Source organism: Peribacillus frigoritolerans (assembly GCF_040250305.1).
GTDB lineage: Bacteria > Bacillota > Bacilli > Bacillales > DSM-1321 > Peribacillus.
The window spans coordinates 5072357-5091210 of sequence record NZ_CP158190.1 but is presented as its reverse complement, the minus strand read 5'-3'; the positions used below and the strand labels follow the sequence as shown (position 1 = coordinate 5091210).

Here is an 18854-nt window from a genome sequence, read left to right as displayed (position 1 = left end):
CAAATTATGAAAGCCATCTCGATCGGTTTATTGGGGTTAGGTACAGTCGGATCAGGAGTCGTACAAATCATTGAAAGCCATCAGGACAAGCTCATGCATCAAGTGGGCTGTTCCATATCCGTTAAGAAGATACTAGTCAAAGACACGACGAAGGAGCGGCTTGTCGAGGTCGATAAAGGAATGTTAACTGACAATCCTGAGGATATCCTTTCGAATCCCGAGATTGATGTTGTAATAGAAGTGATGGGTGGAATCGAAGAAACACGCAGTTATCTGATAGAAGCTATAAAAAATAAAAAGCATATCGTTACGGCCAATAAAGACCTAATGGCTTTATATGGACCGGAACTGCTGGAATTGGCCACGGAGAATCAATGTGATTTGTTCTATGAAGCAAGTGTTGCAGGGGGAATTCCGATATTACGCGGTCTTGTCGATGGATTATCTTCTGACCGCATCACGAAAATGATGGGAATCGTCAATGGAACGACAAACTTCATTTTAACGAAAATGAGCAAGGAAGGCAGAGCTTATGATGACGTATTGAAGGAAGCTCAGGAGCTGGGATTTGCTGAAGCCGATCCGACAGCCGATGTAGGCGGATTGGATGCGGCCCGTAAAATGGCGATCCTATCAACACTCGGGTTCTCAATGAACATTGGTTTGAATGATGTTGAGGTACAGGGCATTACCGAGATATCCGAAGAGGATTTGAGATATAGTAAGAAGCTTGGATATACAATGAAATTGATCGGCGTCGCTTCCAGGGCAGGGGATAGGGTCGAAGTAAGTGTCCAGCCTGCACTTCTTCCGGAAGCACATCCGTTAGCATCGGTAAATAATGAGTATAATGCTGTATACGTTTATGGGGAAGCAGTAGGGGAAACGATGTTTTACGGACCAGGCGCCGGCAGTCTTCCTACTGCGACTGCAGTCGTTTCGGATATGGTGACGGTCATCAAGAATATGAGGCTGGGCGTAAATGGCCGCAGTGCCGTTTCACCTCAGTACCCGAAACAATTAAAAGATGCCACTGAGATTTTCGCTAAGTTCTTCATTCGATTACATGTTCAGGATGAAGTTGGCGTTTTAGCCAGAATCACGAATTTATTTGCAGAGCATGGAGTAGGATTCGATAAAATCCTTCAATTGCCTCTGGATGAAAAGGAATCTTCCGAAATTGTATTGGTTACGCACACTGCCACAAAGGCTGCATTTGAGCAAATAATACAGAAATTAAATGATTACAATATGGTAAGAGAAGTGAAAAGCACATACAGAGTTGAAGGAGAGGACATCAAATGAGCTGGCAAGGACTTATAAGCACGTATAAAGAATTTTTACCCGTTAATGAAAACACACCTGCACTAACCCTTTTGGAGGGTAATACACCTTTAATCAGACTGAATCGATTATCCGAAGAGTGGGGAATCGACTTACATGTAAAATATGAAGGGGCGAATCCAACTGGGTCGTTTAAAGACCGCGGCATGGTCATGGCTGTCGCCAAAGCGATAGAAGAGGGCAGCGACACGATCATCTGTGCTTCCACTGGGAATACATCGGCAGCTGCAGCCGCTTATGCGGCCCGGGCCAACCTGCGCTGTATCGTTGTCATCCCTGAAGGGAAAATAGCCATGGGCAAGCTTGCCCAAGCCGTCATGTACGGAGCGGAAATCATCTCGATCGAAGGGAACTTCGACCAGGCTTTAAAAATCGTCCGTTCACTTAGTGAGAGCTCACCGATAACTCTTGTGAATTCGGTCAACCCATACCGGATTGAAGGGCAGAAAACAGCGGCTTTCGAAATTTGTGATGCCCTCGGCTCCGCACCGGATATTTTGGCGCTTCCAGTTGGGAATGCAGGTAATATAACGGCTTACTGGAAAGGTTTTAAAGAATATAACGAATCGAAACAAACGGGCCTTCCTGAAATGAGAGGGTTCGAAGCTGAAGGTGCGGCTGCAATTGTCCGGGATAGCATTATTGAAAATCCAGAAACGATTGCAACAGCCATCCGGATTGGAAATCCTGCAAGTTGGAGCTTTGCTGTGGAAGCAGCAAATGAATCCAAAGGCAAAATTGATGAGGTGACGGACGAAGAAATTCTGGAAGCCTATCATTTCCTCGCTAAAAAAGAAGGGGTATTTGCAGAGCCGGCATCATGTGCTTCCATTGCAGGCATCTATAAACAATTAAAAAGCGGTGAAATCAAAAAAGGAAGTAAGATTGTTGCCGTTTTGACTGGAAATGGATTGAAAGATCCGAATGTGGCAGTAAATACAAGCACGATTCAGCCGACATTGCTGCCAATGGATGAAGAGGTCATTTTAGAACATCTGCAGGGTGTGAAACAGGCATGAGTGCGGAATCAGAGATGTTCTTGATCCGTGTACCAGCAAGTACGGCCAACTTAGGACCAGGATTCGATTCCATCGGCTTGGCGCTAGGACTTTACTTGGAAATACACGGATCTTCATCAAATCAATGGGAAGTCGTTCCACTTTCAGAGGAAATGTCTGTTTTTCCAACGGATGATCGTAATTATATCGTCCAAATTGCCAAGGAAACGGCGGCATCCTATGGAAAGGAACTTTCCCCATGCCGGCTTTTCGTCTCTAGCGAAATTCCACTGGCACGGGGTCTTGGAAGCAGTGCCTCTGCCATTGTGGCGGGGATTGAATTGGCGAACATCGTTGGTGAACTTCATTTATCCGAAGAGGAGAAGAATAGGCATGCTTCCCTCTTTGAAGGGCATCCGGATAATGCGGGGGCATCAGTGTATGGTGGATTGGTTGTGGGCCTGCATACGGAGGAAAGAACGGATGTCGTGTCGTTTCCAATCGAGGGAGTTAAGGTGATTGCTGTCATTCCCGATTTTGAATTGCTTACGGAAGATTCAAGAAATGTCCTTCCGAATTCGCTTTCCTATAAAGAGGCGATAAGCGGAAGTGCAGCCGCAAATGTAATGCTTGCAGGAGTTCTATCTAAAGATTGGAAGCTTGTTGGTGAAATGATGCAAAGTGATCGTTTCCATCAACCATATAGAGCAGAGTTGGTCCCTCATTTAGCGCTTATTGAAGAAGTTGTCCTCAATGAAGGCGGATTTGGTGCAGCCCTAAGCGGAGCAGGCCCAACTGTTTTATGCTTATCATCCGCAGAAAATAGTGAAAGTTTGCTCACAGTATTGAAGGAAAAATTTCCGGAATTTCTTGTGAGAGAATTGGAAATCGATAATGAAGGCAGCTATACGGCAACCCTTTCAGAACAGGAAAAAAATGAATTGAAATTTTTGAAATCGTGAGCCATGCTTCATTCATTGTCCATATAAAAAAGCTGACTCGCGTCAAGCCGTATCAATTTGATAGGGCAAAAGCCGAGTCAGCTTTATTTTTATTGCAGCCCGGAAAAGATTCCGGCCTGTATGAAAAAGGTTGAACGTGTATAGATGAAGTGAGCCTTCATCCATACGCTGTTGTTATTTAAAGGGCCATTAGAAAACTTGTTCAACTTCCACTACACCAGGAACTTCTTCAAGAAGGGCACGCTCAATCCCAGCTTTTAGCGTAATGGTCGAACTAGGACAGCTTCCGCAGGCTCCTAGTAATCGTAATTTTACAATTCCATCTTCTACGTCAACTAGTTCACAGTCACCGCCATCACGAAGAAGAAACGGACGAAGCTTATCTAGGACTTCTTGAACTTGAACTTCCATTGTTTGTTCAGACATTGCAATCGACTCCTTTCCTAATCATATTATAAAGCGAAGGTAGTAAAAAATCCAACTGTAACTTTGCGGAAATATAATCTATATTATTCTGGTATGATGGAAACAGGTGAAGTTTTTAAACATTATTCAAAATGAAGGAGGAAGAGTGTGGTAATGAAAGAAATTGAGATAGAAGTGTATGGTGCGGAGCAAATTTGCGCAAGTTGTGTGAATCTCCCTTCTTCGAAAGATACCTGCGAGTGGCTTGAAGCCGCTTTAACGAGGAAGTTTCCTGAGCAGAAATTCAAAATATCCTATATAGATATGTTTAATCCTCCAGAAACGCAAAAGCAAAAGAGCTTTGCCTTGAAGATGATCGAGGAAGATTTATTTTATCCACTGGTCCTCATCGAAGGAGAAATCATCGCAGAAGGAAATGTGCGTCTCAAAAAAGTGGTGGAAACGATGGAAAAATACGGATATACAATACAAGTATGATATATAATGGAAGAAATAAGAAAAACTGACCCATGAATGAGCTGCATGCAGCTCATTGGGCCAGTTTATAAAATGTAGCATAGATGGGTTGGAATCAACCGTTATGGTATTTATACATCCAGAGAATGCCTGATTTCATCAGGCGGGCCACTCTGCCGGTGATTGGGCGATTTGCAACAAGACCAAACCCTTGTTTCTTCCCAAGAGAACCTAATGTCCCTTTTAATTTCATTGTCGGGAAGCTTTCTGGAAGTGGTTCATTTGCCCATTTCTTTACAAGAACCTGTACGATTTGCTCAGCTTGGGACTCCGCTAATTGAGCACTAGGTGCATGCGGCAGGCTTGCGCAGTCGCCGACCACAAAGATGCTGTCATCATTAGGAAGGAAATGCTGAGGAGTCAGAACGGCTCTTCCTTGACGGTCTTTTTCAATATCCATATCGCGGATGATCTTACTTGGCTGGATTCCAGCTGTCCATACGATGACGTCGCTTTGAACGGCTTCGTCGCCATTATAAAGAAGGTTTGGTTCAACTTTCGTTATATTTGAATGATGGACGATTTCGATTGTATGTTTATCGAACCATGATTCGACAAAGGTGCTTAATCTTTCTGGGAAAGCAGATAGAATATGCGGTCCACGGTCGAATAATTTAACGTTTAAATCTGAACGGCTTTCAATCAATTCACTTGCAAGCTCAACACCACTCAGTCCGCCACCAACGATAGAAACGGTTGCACCGGCACCTAAATTATTCAAGGCTGAATATGTTCGGCGTGATTTATCGATTGTTTGGATACTGTAGGTATGTGTGTCTGCTCCAGGAATATTGTGGTATTTATCTTCGCAGCCAAGGCCAATGACTAAATCATCATAAACGACAGGATCTTGATTTTCTATAATGACTTGTTTATTTTCCATATCGATGGAAAGTACTTCTCCGTACACGTTCTTCAAGCGAGGATGTTCAGGAAATGCAACACGGATGTGCTGATCTGGAATGGTACCTGCTGCTAAAGCATAATATTCCGTTTTTAAGCAGTGATAAGGATTACGGTCGATAAGCGTGATGCTCACATTTTCAGGAAGCTGATTAGGCAGCAATCTTTGCAACATGCGCATACCACCATACCCGCCACCAAGTATGACTAGATTCTTCATATGATTTTTCCCCTTTATTTGATCTCTTGAAAAATTTGACTAGCATTTAACTATAGGATTCCCCCAAATGGTCCCCTTTAAAGTTTAATTAAATATATATACCCCAATTAGTAGCAAGAATAAAAAATTAGTTAATTTTCTTTAATTTACGTACCCCGACAAAAGTATAACGAATATAAAAGGAAATCACAACCGATATCTTGAAATCGGCTGATTTTTTATGCGTAAATATTGACTGTAGAAGGGAAAAGTAATAAGATGGTTTGTTAGTAACTGTGAGGTGAAACAATGTACCCGATTATTGAATTTTGTGTAAGCAATCTGGCCAGCGGCGCTCAGGAGGCTCTGGAAAGATTGGAGCGGGATCCGAATTTGGATATCATAGAATATGGTTGTCTGGGTTATTGCGGCAGATGCTCCAGTAACTTATATGCGCTTGTAAACGGTGAAGTGGTTTTTGGTGACACAACGGATGAATTGGTTGATAAAATATATAAGTACATTGATGAATTTCAAATGTTTTAATCATCAACGGCGAACAAAAAGGCTGTTCCTTCGTGGACAGCCTTTTTAATATCAGTGCTGCAGCAACGAGTGGGTTGTTAATTGCTGCTTGAGTTCCTGAAATCGGTCCCTGGCCATCTGGATGATGGAGGCTTCCCGGGCATTTTTTTGACTTTCGAACACTAATGAAAAATACTTGATGGCTGCCTTTTCATTTCCTAACCTCCTTGAGATGTCACCAGCGAGATAGAGGATTCTGGCTTCGGATACCTGAGTGCCGCTGAAGTCTCCTGTTGAATAGGATGCTTCATATTCCTTTAGGGCGAACTTCAAAAATCTTTCTTCTTGTTCCTTGCTTTTGTGGATCCTATATAACCATGCTATCCGTAAACAGATTCCGGCAAGGATTATATGTTTTTCCTTTTTTAAAGCTCCGCAATAACTCGCTAGCTTGTATGTATTGATCGCATCTTTAATGGATCTCTCCTTGCTAAAATGGTGGGGAACCCACTGGGAGCTTACTTTTTCCATAATGATTTCCATTGTAGTGGGGGGGAAGTACCGGGAGAAATCCTCCGAATACGAAAAGCCGCAGTGAGGGCAAACAAAGATATTATAGTAAAGTGCGTTAACGGCTGAATCAGCATAAATGGGGCAAAAGTCCGTGTCATATTTAGAAACTTTTACAAAACGCGACCGTACCTTTTTAGTGGTTGATTTTTGCTTGCATAAAAGGCATTCCATGCTTTTATCATATAGAGGATGTATGCCTTCGATGGTGATTACCCCCTTACTGTAATTTGGGATTGGGCCCAATGGAACGGTTAATTATACCTACAGTCTTTATTATAAACTAATTTTTGTTGGTAAAATAGGTGGGGGAATATGATTTTTTCAAGCTGGAAAATTGAGCGTGGGAATTTCTTTGGTATATACTATAAAGAGTAATAGTTCTATCTCACATATCAGAAGAAGGAGGGATTTATTGTGAGTGAAGTTGTTCAAATAACGGAAGCTGCCGCTTTTCAGATAAAAGAAATGATGAAACAAAATGGTGAAGAGGGTTCCTTTTTAAGAGTGGCCGTTAAAGGCGGAGGCTGCAGTGGATTATCCTACGGAATGGGTTTTGAACAAGAACCCGGAGAAAAAGATAGCCAGCTGGAACAGTTTGAAATTAAGATCCTTGTTGATTCCCAGGATGCAGATATATTGAATGGAACGGTAATTGATTATAAACAAACGATGATGGGTGGAGGCTTTACGATCGAAAACCCAAATGCTATCGCTTCATGCGGTTGCGGGTCTTCCTTCAAAACGGCTAAAAACGCCGGTACGCCGGAGAACTGCTAAGAAACTCTTATCATTGAGAAAGGGGGGGCACTTTAACAAGTGTCCCCCTTAGTTTATAGGCAAAAGGGATTTGGAATGGTCTCATCCCGAACCATGATTTGAAAATAGGCTAGGTACATGGACGGACGAATAAAGTTTGAGAACGGTCGAATAAACGCTTCAGCTGAAAACAGCTGGAGCGTTTATTAAAGAAAAAACCAGGCAAACATCAAATTTGACTACAGTCTAGGGGGCACTAAAAAAAGTGCCCTTTTTCATGCTTATTTGCTGCTTTAAATATTGTTCAGGGCCTCCTTGATTGGGAGGGTGCTGCTGGAAATTTCGAATGTTTTATTGAATGTTTTTTCTTCTGTGATTGATTTGGCAAGAACGGTGGCGACATCGGCTCTTGGAATGGAATTGTCAGCATGATCCACTTTCTCATCAACAAATATTTTTCCGATGGCTTGTTCATTTGTCAAAGCAACCGGCCGGACAATCGTGTATGTCAGCCCGCTTGCTTTTAAATGTTCATCGGCATCATGCTTTGCTTCGAGATAATGGTGCATTTCTTCTTGGGCTTGTTCCGGATTATCGGAACCGACAGAGCTCAGCATGACAAAACGTTCGATCCCCTTCTTTTTGGCGGCATCAACCAGTTTAATGGCTCCATTCTTATCCACAGCTGTCGTTTTATCCGGCCCTGTTTTCGGTCCAGATCCTGCTGCAAAAATGATGGCCTCCATGTTATCCACTGCTTTATCCACATTTCCCTCTAAATCGGCAAGGATTGGATGCCCGCCGAGTGCTTTTATCGTTTGGGCCTGTTCTTCTTTCCGGATCATTCCGTAAACAGTCATTTGCGGATTTTTTGATAATTCCCCAATGATCTGCTTTCCTGTCGTTCCATTGGCTCCTGCAATTAAAATATTCATAGATGCATTCTCCTTTCATGGCTTCTCCTACTCTTTACCCTTAGTATGACAAAAGTAAGCGCTGTGGATAAGTAATGGGAAAAGTTATCCACAATAACCGAATTGGGGACAATAAAAAAAACCCGGCTATGAAAGTCGGGTTTTTGCGTAATTTTAAAACATGGAGGAACTATGCATCGGCTGAACTTTTGCTTTTGGGTCAATATATTGTTTGGCGTGATTGACGGCAGTGGGTGCCTCACCAAAACCACTTGCAATTAATTTGACTTTTCCATCATATGTTGCAATATCACCTGCTGCATAAATTCCCGGGATATTCGTTTCCATTCTGGAATTCACCAAAATACTGTTCTTCTGGATATCAAGTCCCCATTCCTTAATGGGACCGAGAGAAGAAACGAAGCCGTAGTTGACGATGACTGCATCCACCTCCATCGTCTCTGTATCTTCACCATTTGTATCCTTGATGACAACCGTATGGATCCGTCCGTCTGTACCAATCAACTCTGAAGGTATGTAAGGAGTCTTTATTTCAACTTTTGAATTTTTAAGTGTTTCTACACTATGTTCGTGGGCACGGAATTTATCCCTTCTGTGAATGATGCTCACTTTCTCGGCGATCGGCTCGAGCATTAAGGCCCAGTCCACTGCCGAATCCCCACCACCGAAAACCACCACTTTTTTGCCGGCAAAATGATTGAGGTCGTCGATGAAATAGTGAAGGTTGCCGTTTTCATATTTTTTTGCATCTTCAATTTCGATGCGGCGGGGTTGGAAAGCCCCATTTCCAGCTGTGATGATAATCGTTTTGGAGTAATGGATTTCTTTATCAGTCGTTAACTTGAAGACTCCATCGGCTTGCTTTTCCACTTCTTTAACGGCTTGCTCTAGGACAACATCCTGTTCGAACTTTGCCATTTGTTCTTTCAAATTATTCACTAGCTCCTGAGCGCGCACTTTAGGGAAACCAGCGATATCATAGATGTATTTCTCAGGATAAAGGGCTGACAATTGTCCGCCTAATTGTGGCAGGCTCTCGATGATTTTTACGGATGCCTGTCTCATTCCTCCATAAAATGCAGTGAATAATCCAACCGGGCCTCCGCCAATGATGGTAATATCATAAACTTTTTCATTAACTTCCAACGTTATCCCTCCGATATACTAGATACTAGGTTTGCTGAAATTTATTCTCTTATTTTAACATAGATGATCTTTTAAAAAACGGAGAAAGTTAGAAAAGTAAGAAAGTTTTGACTATATAAGGGCGGTTTCATGATGAATGGTCTTTATCCGCTTTCATAAGTGGGTAAAATTACCCTTTGCCAATGTTAAGCATATCGTATAAATATGGTATGGAACTAGTTGAAAAGTAACGTTTTTCAGCTTGATTTTAACCCGAAAAAGTTCGGTTTGTTACTTGAAAAAGGTATGGAAAAAGACTAATATTTACTTAGACATCATTTGGTAAAATTTTTATGAATTTTTTATGACAATTACGAAGTGTTACGTGAAATACGTCACAAATGTATAAGAGTGCTTTTTATAATGGAAATTAATAAGATAGACAATATATTTTAGTTATGGAAAGCATCACAAGAAAATATCGTAAAGGTGGAAGAATACTTTTGAAAAAGCCAACTATCGTTGTTTTAGGAGCAGGTTATGGTGGATTGATGACTGTTACTCGCTTACAGAAGGCATTAGGTCAAAATGAAGCAGAAATCGTATTAGTTAACAAAAATGATTACCACTATGAAACAACATGGCTGCATGAAGCATCGGCTGGAACGCTTCATCATGATCGTGTGCGCTATCCAATCAAAAGTGTCATTAACAACAAAGTTAAATTCATCCAGGATTCCGTTTTGGAAGTGAAAACGGAGAACAAAAAAGTCATCCTTGAAAACGGCGAAATTTCTTATGATTACTTAGTGATTGGTCTTGGACCTGAATCGGAAACGTTCGGAATCCAAGGGCTAAAAGAATATGCTTTCTCTATCTCTAACGTGAACACGGCACGTAAAATCCGTGACCATATCCAATTGCAATTCGCTACGTACAGTTCCGAGGTCGAGAAGAATGAAGACCGCTTGACGATCGTTGTCGGAGGAGCAGGATTTACGGGAATCGAATTCTTAGGCGAATTGGCTAACCGTGTCCCTGAACTTTGTAAAGAATACGACATCGATTTCCAAAAGGTTCGTATGTATTGTGTGGAGGCAGCACCAGCAGTCCTCCCTGGCTTCGACCCGGAATTGGTGGATTATGCAGTATCTTACCTTGAGAAAAAAGGTGTCGAATTCAAAATCGGTACACCGATCAAGGGGGCGACTCCTGAAGGCATCATCGTGGCAAAAGGCGAAGATGAAGTGGAAGAAATCAAAGCGGGAACCGTAGTGTGGGCAGCTGGCGTACGTGGTAACTCCGTGATAGAGGCTTCCGGTTTTGAAGCTATGCGCGGACGTATTAAAGTGAACCTTGACATGCGGGCACCGGGTCATGACGATATCTTTATCGTAGGGGACTGCGCTTTGATCATCAACGAGGAAATTAACCGTCCATATCCGCCTACCGCACAAATCGCGATGCAGCAAGGTGAGGTCATTGCGAAGAACCTGACTAAATTGGTTCGTAATGAAAGCGACCTTGAAACGTTCACTTTCGAAAACAAAGGAACGGTATGTTCACTTGGTGAAGACAACGCGATTGGTGTTGTATTCGGCAAGAAAGTTACAGGTAAGACTGCATCATTCATGAAGAAAATGGTTGATAACAGAGCGTTGTTAATGATTGGCGGAGCTTCCCTTGTTGCTAAAAAAGGTAAATTCAACGTCCTTTAATTTTTTCTATATATTAATAAAGGCCATTTGGGGATTTTCCCTGAATGGCTTTTTCATTGACATCCCATCAATGGGTGAGTGTGCCAACTATTGGAGTATGCACGGTTCTTATATGGAATATAATGGGTAAGGATGACGGAGCTTAATCTTATGTTCTTCTGCTGTTTGAAGTTTACAATAATAATGAATATAGGGGGAAGTGGGTCTTGGTGGAACGATGCAAAAATGTTTGGCTTGCAGTGTCCGGCCTTGTGATATCTGATAAAGGTGAATGGCTGGTCGTAAATAAAAGGTATGGCGGATTGAAAGGGCAATGGTCGCTTCCGGCAGGTTTTGTCAAAAATGATGAAACCGTCGATGAAGCTGTCGTAAGGGAAGTGTTGGAGGAGACGGGTATTCATACAGAAATTGAAGGCATTGTAGGAGTGAGAAGCGGAGTCATCAAAGGGAATATTAGTGATAATATGTTGATATTTTTACTTAAACCGGTCAGTTTTGAAGTAACCGCTCAGTCGGATGAACTATATGAAGCTAAATTTTATGACCCTGATTTACTCATGCAGGAAGGGAAGCAATCATTATTATTGGAACAGCTGTTAGCTTTTAAAAAGGAAAGAATGCAGACGATGCTTGACGGATTGAATCCGGGAGATCAATTTGGGTATACATCATATAAATTATTCATGTGATTTGGGTAATTATCTTTTCTTCGGAATTATTTGGTATAAGTCGTTGACGCAGCAATTATTTTTTCAGTAAACTAAAGGTGTCGCTTTTTAAGGAGGGTCAAGAATAACATGCCATTGCCTGTTTTAATTATCTCAATACTCTTATTTTTCATATTGTTTTTCGGAATTGGCTTTTTGTTGAATATGCTCTTTCGTTCTTCGTGGATCATGGTCATCTTATTTCCAATCGTCTTCATCATCATTGTCAATGAAACAAAGCTAATAGAATATTTTAGAAATCCGGGAATATCTTTTTCTAATCTTGGAACGAACCTAACTTCCTTGCATACGGCAGACATCATTATTTTATCTAGCGGGCTGCTTGGCGCGGTTTTAGCTGGTGTGGTCATCAGGATTCTAAGGAATAAAGGATATCAAATGTTTTAATAATGAGAAGGGCCGTCATTTATGGACGGGCCTTTTTTTGTAAGCTGTTTTCGCATACTTTGTTGCTATTTACTAAGTAGTGCGGTGTGGTTGATTTCCCCTCCAGATGCTCGCTTTCCGCGGGGCGGGCGGTGAGCCTCCTCGGCGTAAACGCCTGTGGGGTCTCACCTGTCCCGCTGCTCCCGCAGGAGTCTCGCACTTCCGCTCCAATCAACCTTAAATAGTTTCGTTTTAAAAACAACAATCTTTACGAAAAGAGCCTTTTTTGTAAGAAAAATTGGTTCTTTCCATGCTTTATGAATACTTTCACTCCGTAAAGGGAACAAATATCCTTGTGAGAGGAGTGGAACTAATACATATGAAGATTGTAAAGGCATTATTTTTGAGGGTTGCTATTATCATATTATTTATCTTGGCCATCGAATCGACCTTAAATCATGTTTTTGGGGCTGTGCCTGAAGATCATCCTTTTGATGAGGCAATGAGACAACATCGAATGCTTGGTCTCGAATATAAAGCGATCCATAGTGGAGGTCAAGTGGCAACGCTAATGGCATCGGCATCCGCGAGCAATGGTCCCACGACGATAGCGGAGGCAATCGAGCTCTCGAAATACCCGAAGCATGAAGTTTTGGCTACAGGATATACAGCAGGGTATGAATCAACCGGAAAGTACCCGGAAAGCCCATCCTATGGTATCACTTATTCAGGGGTGAAGGTGAAACGGGATCTGTTTTCCACCATTGCCGCCGATCTTACCGTATTCCCTCTCGGAACCATCCTTTGGATTCCGGGCTATGGATATGGGGTTGTAGCGGACAAGGGTGGTGCAATCAAAGGAAACCACCTGGATCTATACTATGAAACGGTACAAGATGTATATGAGAATTGGGGGAAGAAAACCCTTGAAGTATATGTTGTCCAAAAAGGGAACGGCGAGTTATCCGAAGAACAGTTAAGCAAGTTGAATGAAACCAAGATCAGGCAGGTATTCAAGCCTAAAATCGCTCAGAAAACATTGAACGATAATGTAGCTTCCTTTGCTTTTTAATGATGGACAAAGGTGAAAGCGAAAGGCTGCCTCAATTGAGGCAGCCTTTTTGATTGTCTGTTTTCCGTTCGGGACGCCTTAGTCCATGCTTTTGTAGGCTTCAGGATGCAGAGTCTTTGCCAATTTGGAAAGGCCATCCAGTAATCGCGGGGAGGGGCGGCAGAATAAAGGCTCTTCCATTATGTGAATATTGTTATTCCGGACTGCCTTCATATCAGTCCACCCTTTCCGTTTCTTGACAAGCGCCGGGTTTACTTTTCGTAAAGGGACACCGACCCAAGCTAAGCAAATATGGTCGGGATCCTTTTTTTGGACCTCTTCGGAAGTGACTTGAATGCTTGCCATGTCGACATCTTCGAATAGGTTATATCCTCCCGCAAGCGTGCTGATCTCGGATAACCAATTAACTCCCCCGGGGCTGAATAAGGGATTAGGCCACCATTCCCAATACAGCGACGGCTTTGTTTCGATTTTGTCTGCGACGTTTTTGTATTGAAGGATGGCATCACGGAATTTGGCAGCCTGTTCCTCTGCTTTTTCCTTAAGATTCATGGCATCGCCCAAGGTCAGTAAATCTTTTGCGATATCTTCAAGTGATTGCGGGTTGAAGATGATATGAGGGATGTTCCGTTCTTTTAGCCCCTCAATATTTTTTTCCATGCCCGGTACACTTAGTGAAGCCAACACCAAATCGGGTTTTAGTGATTCTACATGATCGATATCAATGGATAAATCGGGCCCCACCTTAGGAAGGTGCTGTAAGGTTTCAGGCCAATCAGAGTAGTCATCGATGGCGATCAGCTGATCTTCAATCCCTAGATATGTGCAGAGTTCCGTATTGCTGGGGCAAAGAGAGATTATTTTCAAATTGAACACCTACCCTTGAAAGATGAAAAAGTGAAGTGCCAGCGCAATGAATACTCCGGTCAAGGCTCCGAAAAATACCTCGATTGGCTTATGTCCCAACAGTTCCTTTAATTGTTGCTGTTTCTGTTTATCTGCTTTTTTCTGCCAGTTCTTTGCTTGCTCGACAAATGTATTGAAGTCCGTAACGAGCTGGTTCAAGACGGCCGCCTGTTCTCCTGCCTGCCGTCTCACACCTGTCGCATCGAACATCGTGATGACTGCAAAAATCGCGGCAACGGCAAATACAGGGGATTTCATACCGGTTTCGATCCCTACCGCTACGGTTAGGGCTGACACGGCCGCTGAGTGGGAGCTTGGCATACCGCCTGTTGAGTTAATGAGTGACCAGTTCACTTTACGAAATGCTATGAAGTGGATGGGCACTTTAATGAATTGAGCAAAGAAAATGGCAATCAATGCTGCGATTAAAGGGAAGTTGAGTAATAATTCCAAGAGTATCAGCCTTCTTTCTAGTTATAAGTAAAGATGAAAACCATATATGGGTAATTACATCCTGCTCGGAATAAGGCCCTTATTATTAGTTCCATTCAGTCCTGTCGATTCCCTGCTGGTATAAGTATAAATATGATCTTTCTTATACTATTACTCTAAAGTCACTCATTCTAAACAATATCACTTGTTATTATTATTTTTGCGGGCCTTATTCGAAAATTTTTGAAGATTTCGTTATAATGAATGTAATCGAATGGAGGAGGTAGCAGAATGTTCACAGTAAAAGATTCCTTGAATATAGATTTGATTGACGAATGCCTGATTCTAGGCGTATTTGACAAACCTGTAAAATTCTCAGGCATAGGAAAAGAAGCGGATGAACGATTGGACGGCCAGCTAACAGAGTTAGTGAAGGAGGGAGAAATCTCTTCCAGGAAAAAATCAGTGGTCAAAATACATACATTAGGTAAATTAGGCATAAAGAGATTGATTTTTGTAGGGTTGGGCAAGGAAAAGGAGCTATCCTTTGAAACGCTCCGCGAAGCATTGGGAAAAGCTCGTAAGACGATAAAAGAATCCAAGATTACGACACTTTCAATCGCGTTGGATACATTCACGACTGAAAATCTGGATGCATTGGACGCAGCGCATGCTTGTTCCGAGGCTTTTGAACTTGCTTCCTATAAATTTGGCGGATACAAGCAAAAATCGAACCAGGTCGAAAAAAGCCTTGAATCGATTACGGTTTACAGTGAATTTGATCAAGAAGAGGTCGGTGCCGCGCTTCATGTAGGGAGGATCTTCGGAAGGGCGACGAACTCCGCGAGAACATTGGTCAATACACCAGGCAATTTGTTGACTTCCACGGATTTGGCGGATTATTCATCTGCCTTGGGTGAACGTTATGGTTTTGAAGTGGAGATCCTTGAGAAGGAGGATATGCTTAAGTTGGGAATGGGTGCACTCCTTGCCGTCAATCAAGGTTCGGTCGAGCCTCCGAAAATGATCGTCCTGAAGTATCAAGGTAAGGATGAATGGAAGGATGTTATCGGGTTGGTAGGTAAAGGCATCACATTCGATACGGGTGGATACTCATTGAAAACGAAGGCCGGAATCGTTGGAATGAAGACGGATATGGGCGGTGCGGCAGCTGTTTTAGGAGCAATGGAAATAATCGGCGAATTAGGACCGGACCAAAATGTCGTGGCGGTCATTCCTTCCACTGATAATATGATCAGCGGTGATGCATTCAAGCCGGATGATGTGATCACTGCCATGAGCGGCAAGACGATAGAGGTATTGAATACGGATGCGGAAGGCCGGCTGGTTTTGGCAGATGCCATGACATACGCTAAACATCATGGTGCAGACTATCTTATTGACGTTGCCACTTTAACGGGTGGTGTCATAACCGCGCTGGGCATGGATATGACGGGTGCAATGACAAATGACACGGAATTCTATGAACAAGTGGTCAAAGCCTCAGAGGAGGCCGGGGAGCCCATTTGGAGATTGCCGATTACAGAAAAGGATAAAGAGCGGGTACGCAACAGTAAAATAGCGGATTTGAATAATTCACCTGGAGGGGCGGGACATGCGATCATGGGCGGCGCCTTCATCGGTGAATTTGCCGAAGACACTCCGTGGGTCCATCTGGATATTGCCGGAACTTCCACAACCTCGAACAACTCCGAATTGTGCACGGCGGGGGCTACCGGTGTCATGGCACGCACGCTTGCACTATTGGTTGAAACCTTTGAAACGAAAACAAGATGAACCCAAATATCCGAAGCCGAAAATAGGCTTCGGTTTTTTTACCAAATAGGTGTTGGACGGACGTTATGCATCCCTCCATTTCAAGCTGACGATGATATGACAATTTTCTTCCCCTGCTTTAGGATAGAAATCAAAACGGATCCCATCGGGGTTATACGTGATATCAGGTTCGTTCTTAATTCCTATCTTTTTGATCATATCGATCACGACATTTTTTTGCGATGCTTGGGCAGCAGTCATCAACCGGTTCGAGAAGGGCTTGGATGTGGCTAAAGTATCCATGACTTTTTTTACATCAACCATTAAGGATTGCGAGGTCTTTGCCGATTTAACTAGCAGATCCGGATTGGTTGCCGAGTAGGGACGCAACGTTCCTTCCCATTCCCGATTCATATTCATTGCTCTCGCGTGAGGCGGAAACAGGATAGGATCATATAAAAAATAAGGGAAATCCTCCAAAAGGTTTCCTTCCTTTCCTTAAGTCTGTCTATAGACACGTATTCGTTATACGTTAAAATATGTATAAAGGCCAGCCGATATGATAGCGGTTTGGGAATGACCTTTCTTCTGCAAAAAAACTTCTTGAAAATTATGATCAAAGACACACTATTATTTGTAAACTGCTTCATTGACAGGTATAGTGTATAGTAATATACTTACTTACCTAAAGTAAGGAGAAGGCACACTATAAATTATAAAATAGGTGATGTTAACATGAAAATAACCGAGGAAACAAAAAAACTTTTAATAGATAAAATGAATATCATAAAAACACCGGGAAAAGCTGATATATGCCTTGTAGGGCCTGTGAACCTGCCTGTTGAGCAAGGAGATTTCTCAACGGTTTTCCAATGGTATACATGGCTACAGCTTGACGGCGCGGATAATGACAAGGAAGCGGTGCTTGATTCGCTTTCGGAAGCCAACCTCGCTTTTGGACAGCAATCCTCCGTATTGGTGTATGGTGACTTTAAAAAGTCGGAGGATGCACTTGTCCGGATGCATAGCATCTGTCACACAGGTGATATCTTCGGCAGTAAACGCTGTGATTGCGGCTACCAGCTCCACCAATCGATGAAGATGATAGCCGAGCATGGGTGCGGGGCCATTTTTTACCTTGCGGACCATGAAGGAAGAGGGATCGGCCTGTTTTCCAAATCTCTTGCCTATTTGCTTCAGCAGGAAGGTTATGACACGGTCGAGGCGAATGAGGCTTTAGGATTCGAAGACGATACGCGATCTTACGAGGGAGCCATCCGCGTGTTGAGGGAACTGCGCGAGGATCCGGTGACTTTAATCACGAACAACCCCAAAAAGCTGGACGCCCTCACGAAGAATGGACTTGCGGCGAAGGACCATATTCCGCTTTGGGGCGGTTTGACGGAAGATAATAGTTTCTATCTCGATACAAAGGTTAAGAAGTCTGGACATATTCCCGAAAAGAAGCCAACTTTGATTGTATAAGGAGAGCTATAGTATGAATGATGATCAATATTACATGAAGCTTGCACTGGATTTGGCAGCCAGTGCAAAAGGAAAGACGAATCCAAATCCAGTGGTCGGAGCCGTCATAGTCAAAGACGGTGTGATAGCCGGGACAGGGATCCACCGAAAAGCGGGTGAACCGCATGCGGAAGTGCATGCTTTCAAAATGGCGGGTGAGTATGCAGAAGGTGCAACGCTATATGTGACTCTTGAGCCTTGTTCCCATTATGGAAAGACACCTCCTTGTGCAAATTTGGTGAAAGAATCAGGTGTCCGGCGAGTGGTGGTTGCGACTCAAGATCCGAATCCGGAAGTAGCCGGCAGGGGGATATCGATCATAAAGGATGCAGGCATTGAAGTGGAAGTCGGCGTCCTGGAAAAGGAAGCTCAAAGGCTGAATGAGCGTTTCATTCACAATATGCTGACGAATCGTCCATTTGTCATATCGAAGTATGCGATGACGCTCGATGGAAAACTTGCAACCCACACAGGCCATTCAAAGTGGATAACAGGAGAAGAATCACGTTATTCCGTTCATTTGCTTCGTGATGAGGTGGATGCCATTCTCGTTGGTATCGGGACTGTGTTGGCCGATGATCCATCACTGACGACCAGACTTCCGGAGGGCGGAGGGAAAAATCCGATCAGGATCATTTTAGACAGTGAATTACGGGTTCCATTGGATGCCAATGTTGTACAGGTATCAGATGCGAAAACCTTGATCGTAACGCAGCAAAATGCACCTGCGGATAAAATGGACCTTTTACGTGAAAAAGGGATCGAATTCATTTTCGTCCCCAAAAACGAGACGGGACTGAATCTTAAGGCATTAATGGAAGAGCTGTATAAAAAGGGGATTACGGATGTCTTGCTGGAAGGCGGAAGCGAAGTGAATGCCTCATTCCTTAGGGAAGGGCTCATCGATAAATACTTGATTTATATAGCCCCTAAACTATTGGGCGGAAGAAACTCACTAACACCGTTTACTGGAGTGAATGTGGATACGATGGATGAAGCGATGGATGTTTCCTTCTCTGGCGTGGAAACGTTTGGTGAGGACATACGCATCACGGCTTATCCTAAATAAA

General features: G+C 43.0%; 21 protein-coding genes. 13 read left to right on the top strand and 8 right to left on the bottom strand.

Annotation, left to right across the window (positions count from 1 at the left end; genetic code table 11):
* Nucleotides 1-6 precede the first annotated feature (6 nt).
* The 3 genes from ABOA58_RS25220 to thrB are packed head-to-tail and all read left to right on the top strand — an operon-like array spanning nucleotide 7 to nucleotide 3304.
* Nucleotides 7-1305 (top strand): homoserine dehydrogenase, encoded by a 1299-nt coding sequence (locus ABOA58_RS25220; protein ID WP_350300470.1) that lies wholly within the window; start codon nucleotides 7-9, stop codon nucleotides 1303-1305.
* Nucleotides 1302-2363: a threonine synthase gene (gene thrC, locus ABOA58_RS25215; protein WP_350300469.1), complete on the top strand. Its 1062-nt coding sequence runs from the start codon at nucleotides 1302-1304 to the stop codon at nucleotides 2361-2363. Before ABOA58_RS25220 ends, thrC begins: the two co-directional genes overlap by 4 nt.
* Nucleotides 2360-3304, top strand: coding sequence for a homoserine kinase (gene thrB / locus ABOA58_RS25210; RefSeq protein ID WP_350300468.1), 945 nt, complete (start codon nucleotides 2360-2362; stop codon nucleotides 3302-3304). The genes thrC and thrB overlap by 4 nt, the downstream gene beginning before the upstream one ends.
* A gap of 189 nt (nucleotides 3305-3493) precedes the next feature.
* On the opposite strand, the gene ABOA58_RS25205 is transcribed toward thrB, so the two are convergent.
* Nucleotides 3494-3730, bottom strand: a complete 237-nt coding sequence (locus ABOA58_RS25205; protein WP_034310199.1) for a NifU family protein — start codon at nucleotides 3728-3730, stop codon at nucleotides 3494-3496.
* Between the two features lie 153 nt (nucleotides 3731-3883).
* On the opposite strand from ABOA58_RS25205, the gene ABOA58_RS25200 reads away from it, so the two are divergent.
* A complete protein-coding gene (locus ABOA58_RS25200; protein ID WP_350302969.1) occupies nucleotides 3884-4207 on the top strand; it encodes a YuzD family protein in 324 nt (107 codons plus the stop codon).
* Nucleotides 4208-4301: 94 nt separating this feature from the next.
* Here ABOA58_RS25200 and ABOA58_RS25195 read toward each other — a convergent pair whose 3' ends face one another.
* Nucleotides 4302-5369: an NAD(P)/FAD-dependent oxidoreductase gene (locus ABOA58_RS25195; protein ID WP_101223635.1), complete on the bottom strand. Its 1068-nt coding sequence runs from the start codon at nucleotides 5367-5369 to the stop codon at nucleotides 4302-4304.
* Nucleotides 5370-5657: 288 nt separating this feature from the next.
* Between ABOA58_RS25195 and ABOA58_RS25190 the strand changes: the two genes are divergently transcribed.
* Nucleotides 5658-5894: a YuzB family protein gene (locus ABOA58_RS25190; protein WP_350300467.1), complete on the top strand. Its 237-nt coding sequence runs from the start codon at nucleotides 5658-5660 to the stop codon at nucleotides 5892-5894.
* A 51-nt stretch (nucleotides 5895-5945) separates the two neighbouring features.
* Here the strand turns inward: ABOA58_RS25190 and ABOA58_RS25185 are convergent, their stop codons facing one another.
* Nucleotides 5946-6689, bottom strand: a complete 744-nt coding sequence (locus ABOA58_RS25185; protein ID WP_350300466.1) for a DUF2225 domain-containing protein — start codon at nucleotides 6687-6689, stop codon at nucleotides 5946-5948.
* Nucleotides 6690-6860: 171 nt separating this feature from the next.
* On the opposite strand from ABOA58_RS25185, the gene ABOA58_RS25180 reads away from it, so the two are divergent.
* Nucleotides 6861-7223: a HesB/IscA family protein gene (locus ABOA58_RS25180; RefSeq protein ID WP_350300465.1), complete on the top strand. Its 363-nt coding sequence runs from the start codon at nucleotides 6861-6863 to the stop codon at nucleotides 7221-7223.
* Nucleotides 7224-7495: 272 nt separating this feature from the next.
* Here ABOA58_RS25180 and ABOA58_RS25175 read toward each other — a convergent pair whose 3' ends face one another.
* Together ABOA58_RS25175 and ABOA58_RS25170 are read right to left on the bottom strand one after the other, a co-directional pair.
* Nucleotides 7496-8137 carry an SDR family oxidoreductase gene (locus ABOA58_RS25175; protein WP_350300464.1) on the bottom strand — a complete coding sequence of 214 codons (642 nt, stop codon included), beginning with the start codon at nucleotides 8135-8137 and terminating at the stop codon, nucleotides 7496-7498.
* 153 nt (nucleotides 8138-8290) lie between these two features.
* On the bottom strand, nucleotides 8291-9283 hold the full coding sequence (locus ABOA58_RS25170; RefSeq protein ID WP_350300463.1) for an NAD(P)/FAD-dependent oxidoreductase: 993 nt from the start codon (nucleotides 9281-9283) through the stop codon (nucleotides 8291-8293).
* Between the two features lie 482 nt (nucleotides 9284-9765).
* On the opposite strand from ABOA58_RS25170, the gene ABOA58_RS25165 reads away from it, so the two are divergent.
* The 4 genes from ABOA58_RS25165 to ABOA58_RS25150 all read left to right on the top strand — a co-directional run bounded on the left by ABOA58_RS25165 (nucleotide 9766) and on the right by ABOA58_RS25150 (nucleotide 13146).
* Complete coding sequence (locus ABOA58_RS25165) at nucleotides 9766-10980, top strand: NAD(P)/FAD-dependent oxidoreductase (protein ID WP_350300462.1); 1215 nt, start codon at nucleotides 9766-9768, stop codon at nucleotides 10978-10980.
* Nucleotides 10981-11189: 209 nt separating this feature from the next.
* Nucleotides 11190-11669, top strand: coding sequence for an NUDIX hydrolase (locus ABOA58_RS25160; protein WP_350302968.1), 480 nt, complete (start codon nucleotides 11190-11192; stop codon nucleotides 11667-11669).
* Between the two features lie 108 nt (nucleotides 11670-11777).
* Nucleotides 11778-12095: a YuiB family protein gene (locus ABOA58_RS25155; protein ID WP_063234052.1), complete on the top strand. Its 318-nt coding sequence runs from the start codon at nucleotides 11778-11780 to the stop codon at nucleotides 12093-12095.
* Between the two features lie 358 nt (nucleotides 12096-12453).
* Nucleotides 12454-13146 carry a 3D domain-containing protein gene (locus ABOA58_RS25150; protein WP_350300461.1) on the top strand — a complete coding sequence of 231 codons (693 nt, stop codon included), beginning with the start codon at nucleotides 12454-12456 and terminating at the stop codon, nucleotides 13144-13146.
* A gap of 78 nt (nucleotides 13147-13224) precedes the next feature.
* Here the strand turns inward: ABOA58_RS25150 and ABOA58_RS25145 are convergent, their stop codons facing one another.
* Together ABOA58_RS25145 and ABOA58_RS25140 are read right to left on the bottom strand one after the other, a co-directional pair.
* A complete protein-coding gene (locus tag ABOA58_RS25145; RefSeq protein WP_350300460.1) occupies nucleotides 13225-14013 on the bottom strand; it encodes a cobalamin-binding protein in 789 nt (262 codons plus the stop codon).
* A 9-nt stretch (nucleotides 14014-14022) separates the two neighbouring features.
* Nucleotides 14023-14505: a divergent PAP2 family protein gene (locus ABOA58_RS25140; RefSeq protein ID WP_101223628.1), complete on the bottom strand. Its 483-nt coding sequence runs from the start codon at nucleotides 14503-14505 to the stop codon at nucleotides 14023-14025.
* Between the two features lie 270 nt (nucleotides 14506-14775).
* On the opposite strand from ABOA58_RS25140, the gene ABOA58_RS25135 reads away from it, so the two are divergent.
* Nucleotides 14776-16281, top strand: coding sequence for a leucyl aminopeptidase (locus ABOA58_RS25135; RefSeq protein WP_350300459.1), 1506 nt, complete (start codon nucleotides 14776-14778; stop codon nucleotides 16279-16281).
* A gap of 63 nt (nucleotides 16282-16344) precedes the next feature.
* Here the strand turns inward: ABOA58_RS25135 and ABOA58_RS25130 are convergent, their stop codons facing one another.
* On the bottom strand, nucleotides 16345-16674 hold the full coding sequence (locus ABOA58_RS25130) for a hypothetical protein (protein ID WP_350300458.1): 330 nt from the start codon (nucleotides 16672-16674) through the stop codon (nucleotides 16345-16347).
* A 321-nt stretch (nucleotides 16675-16995) separates the two neighbouring features.
* Here ABOA58_RS25130 and ABOA58_RS25125 point away from each other — a divergent pair, with 321 nt between their 5' ends.
* Together ABOA58_RS25125 and ribD are read left to right on the top strand one after the other, a co-directional pair.
* Nucleotides 16996-17745: a GTP cyclohydrolase II gene (locus tag ABOA58_RS25125; RefSeq protein ID WP_350300457.1), complete on the top strand. Its 750-nt coding sequence runs from the start codon at nucleotides 16996-16998 to the stop codon at nucleotides 17743-17745.
* 13 nt (nucleotides 17746-17758) lie between these two features.
* Nucleotides 17759-18853, top strand: coding sequence for a bifunctional diaminohydroxyphosphoribosylaminopyrimidine deaminase/5-amino-6-(5-phosphoribosylamino)uracil reductase RibD (gene ribD, locus ABOA58_RS25120; RefSeq protein WP_350300456.1), 1095 nt, complete (start codon nucleotides 17759-17761; stop codon nucleotides 18851-18853).
* The last annotated feature ends 1 nt before the right edge of the window (nucleotide 18854 follow it).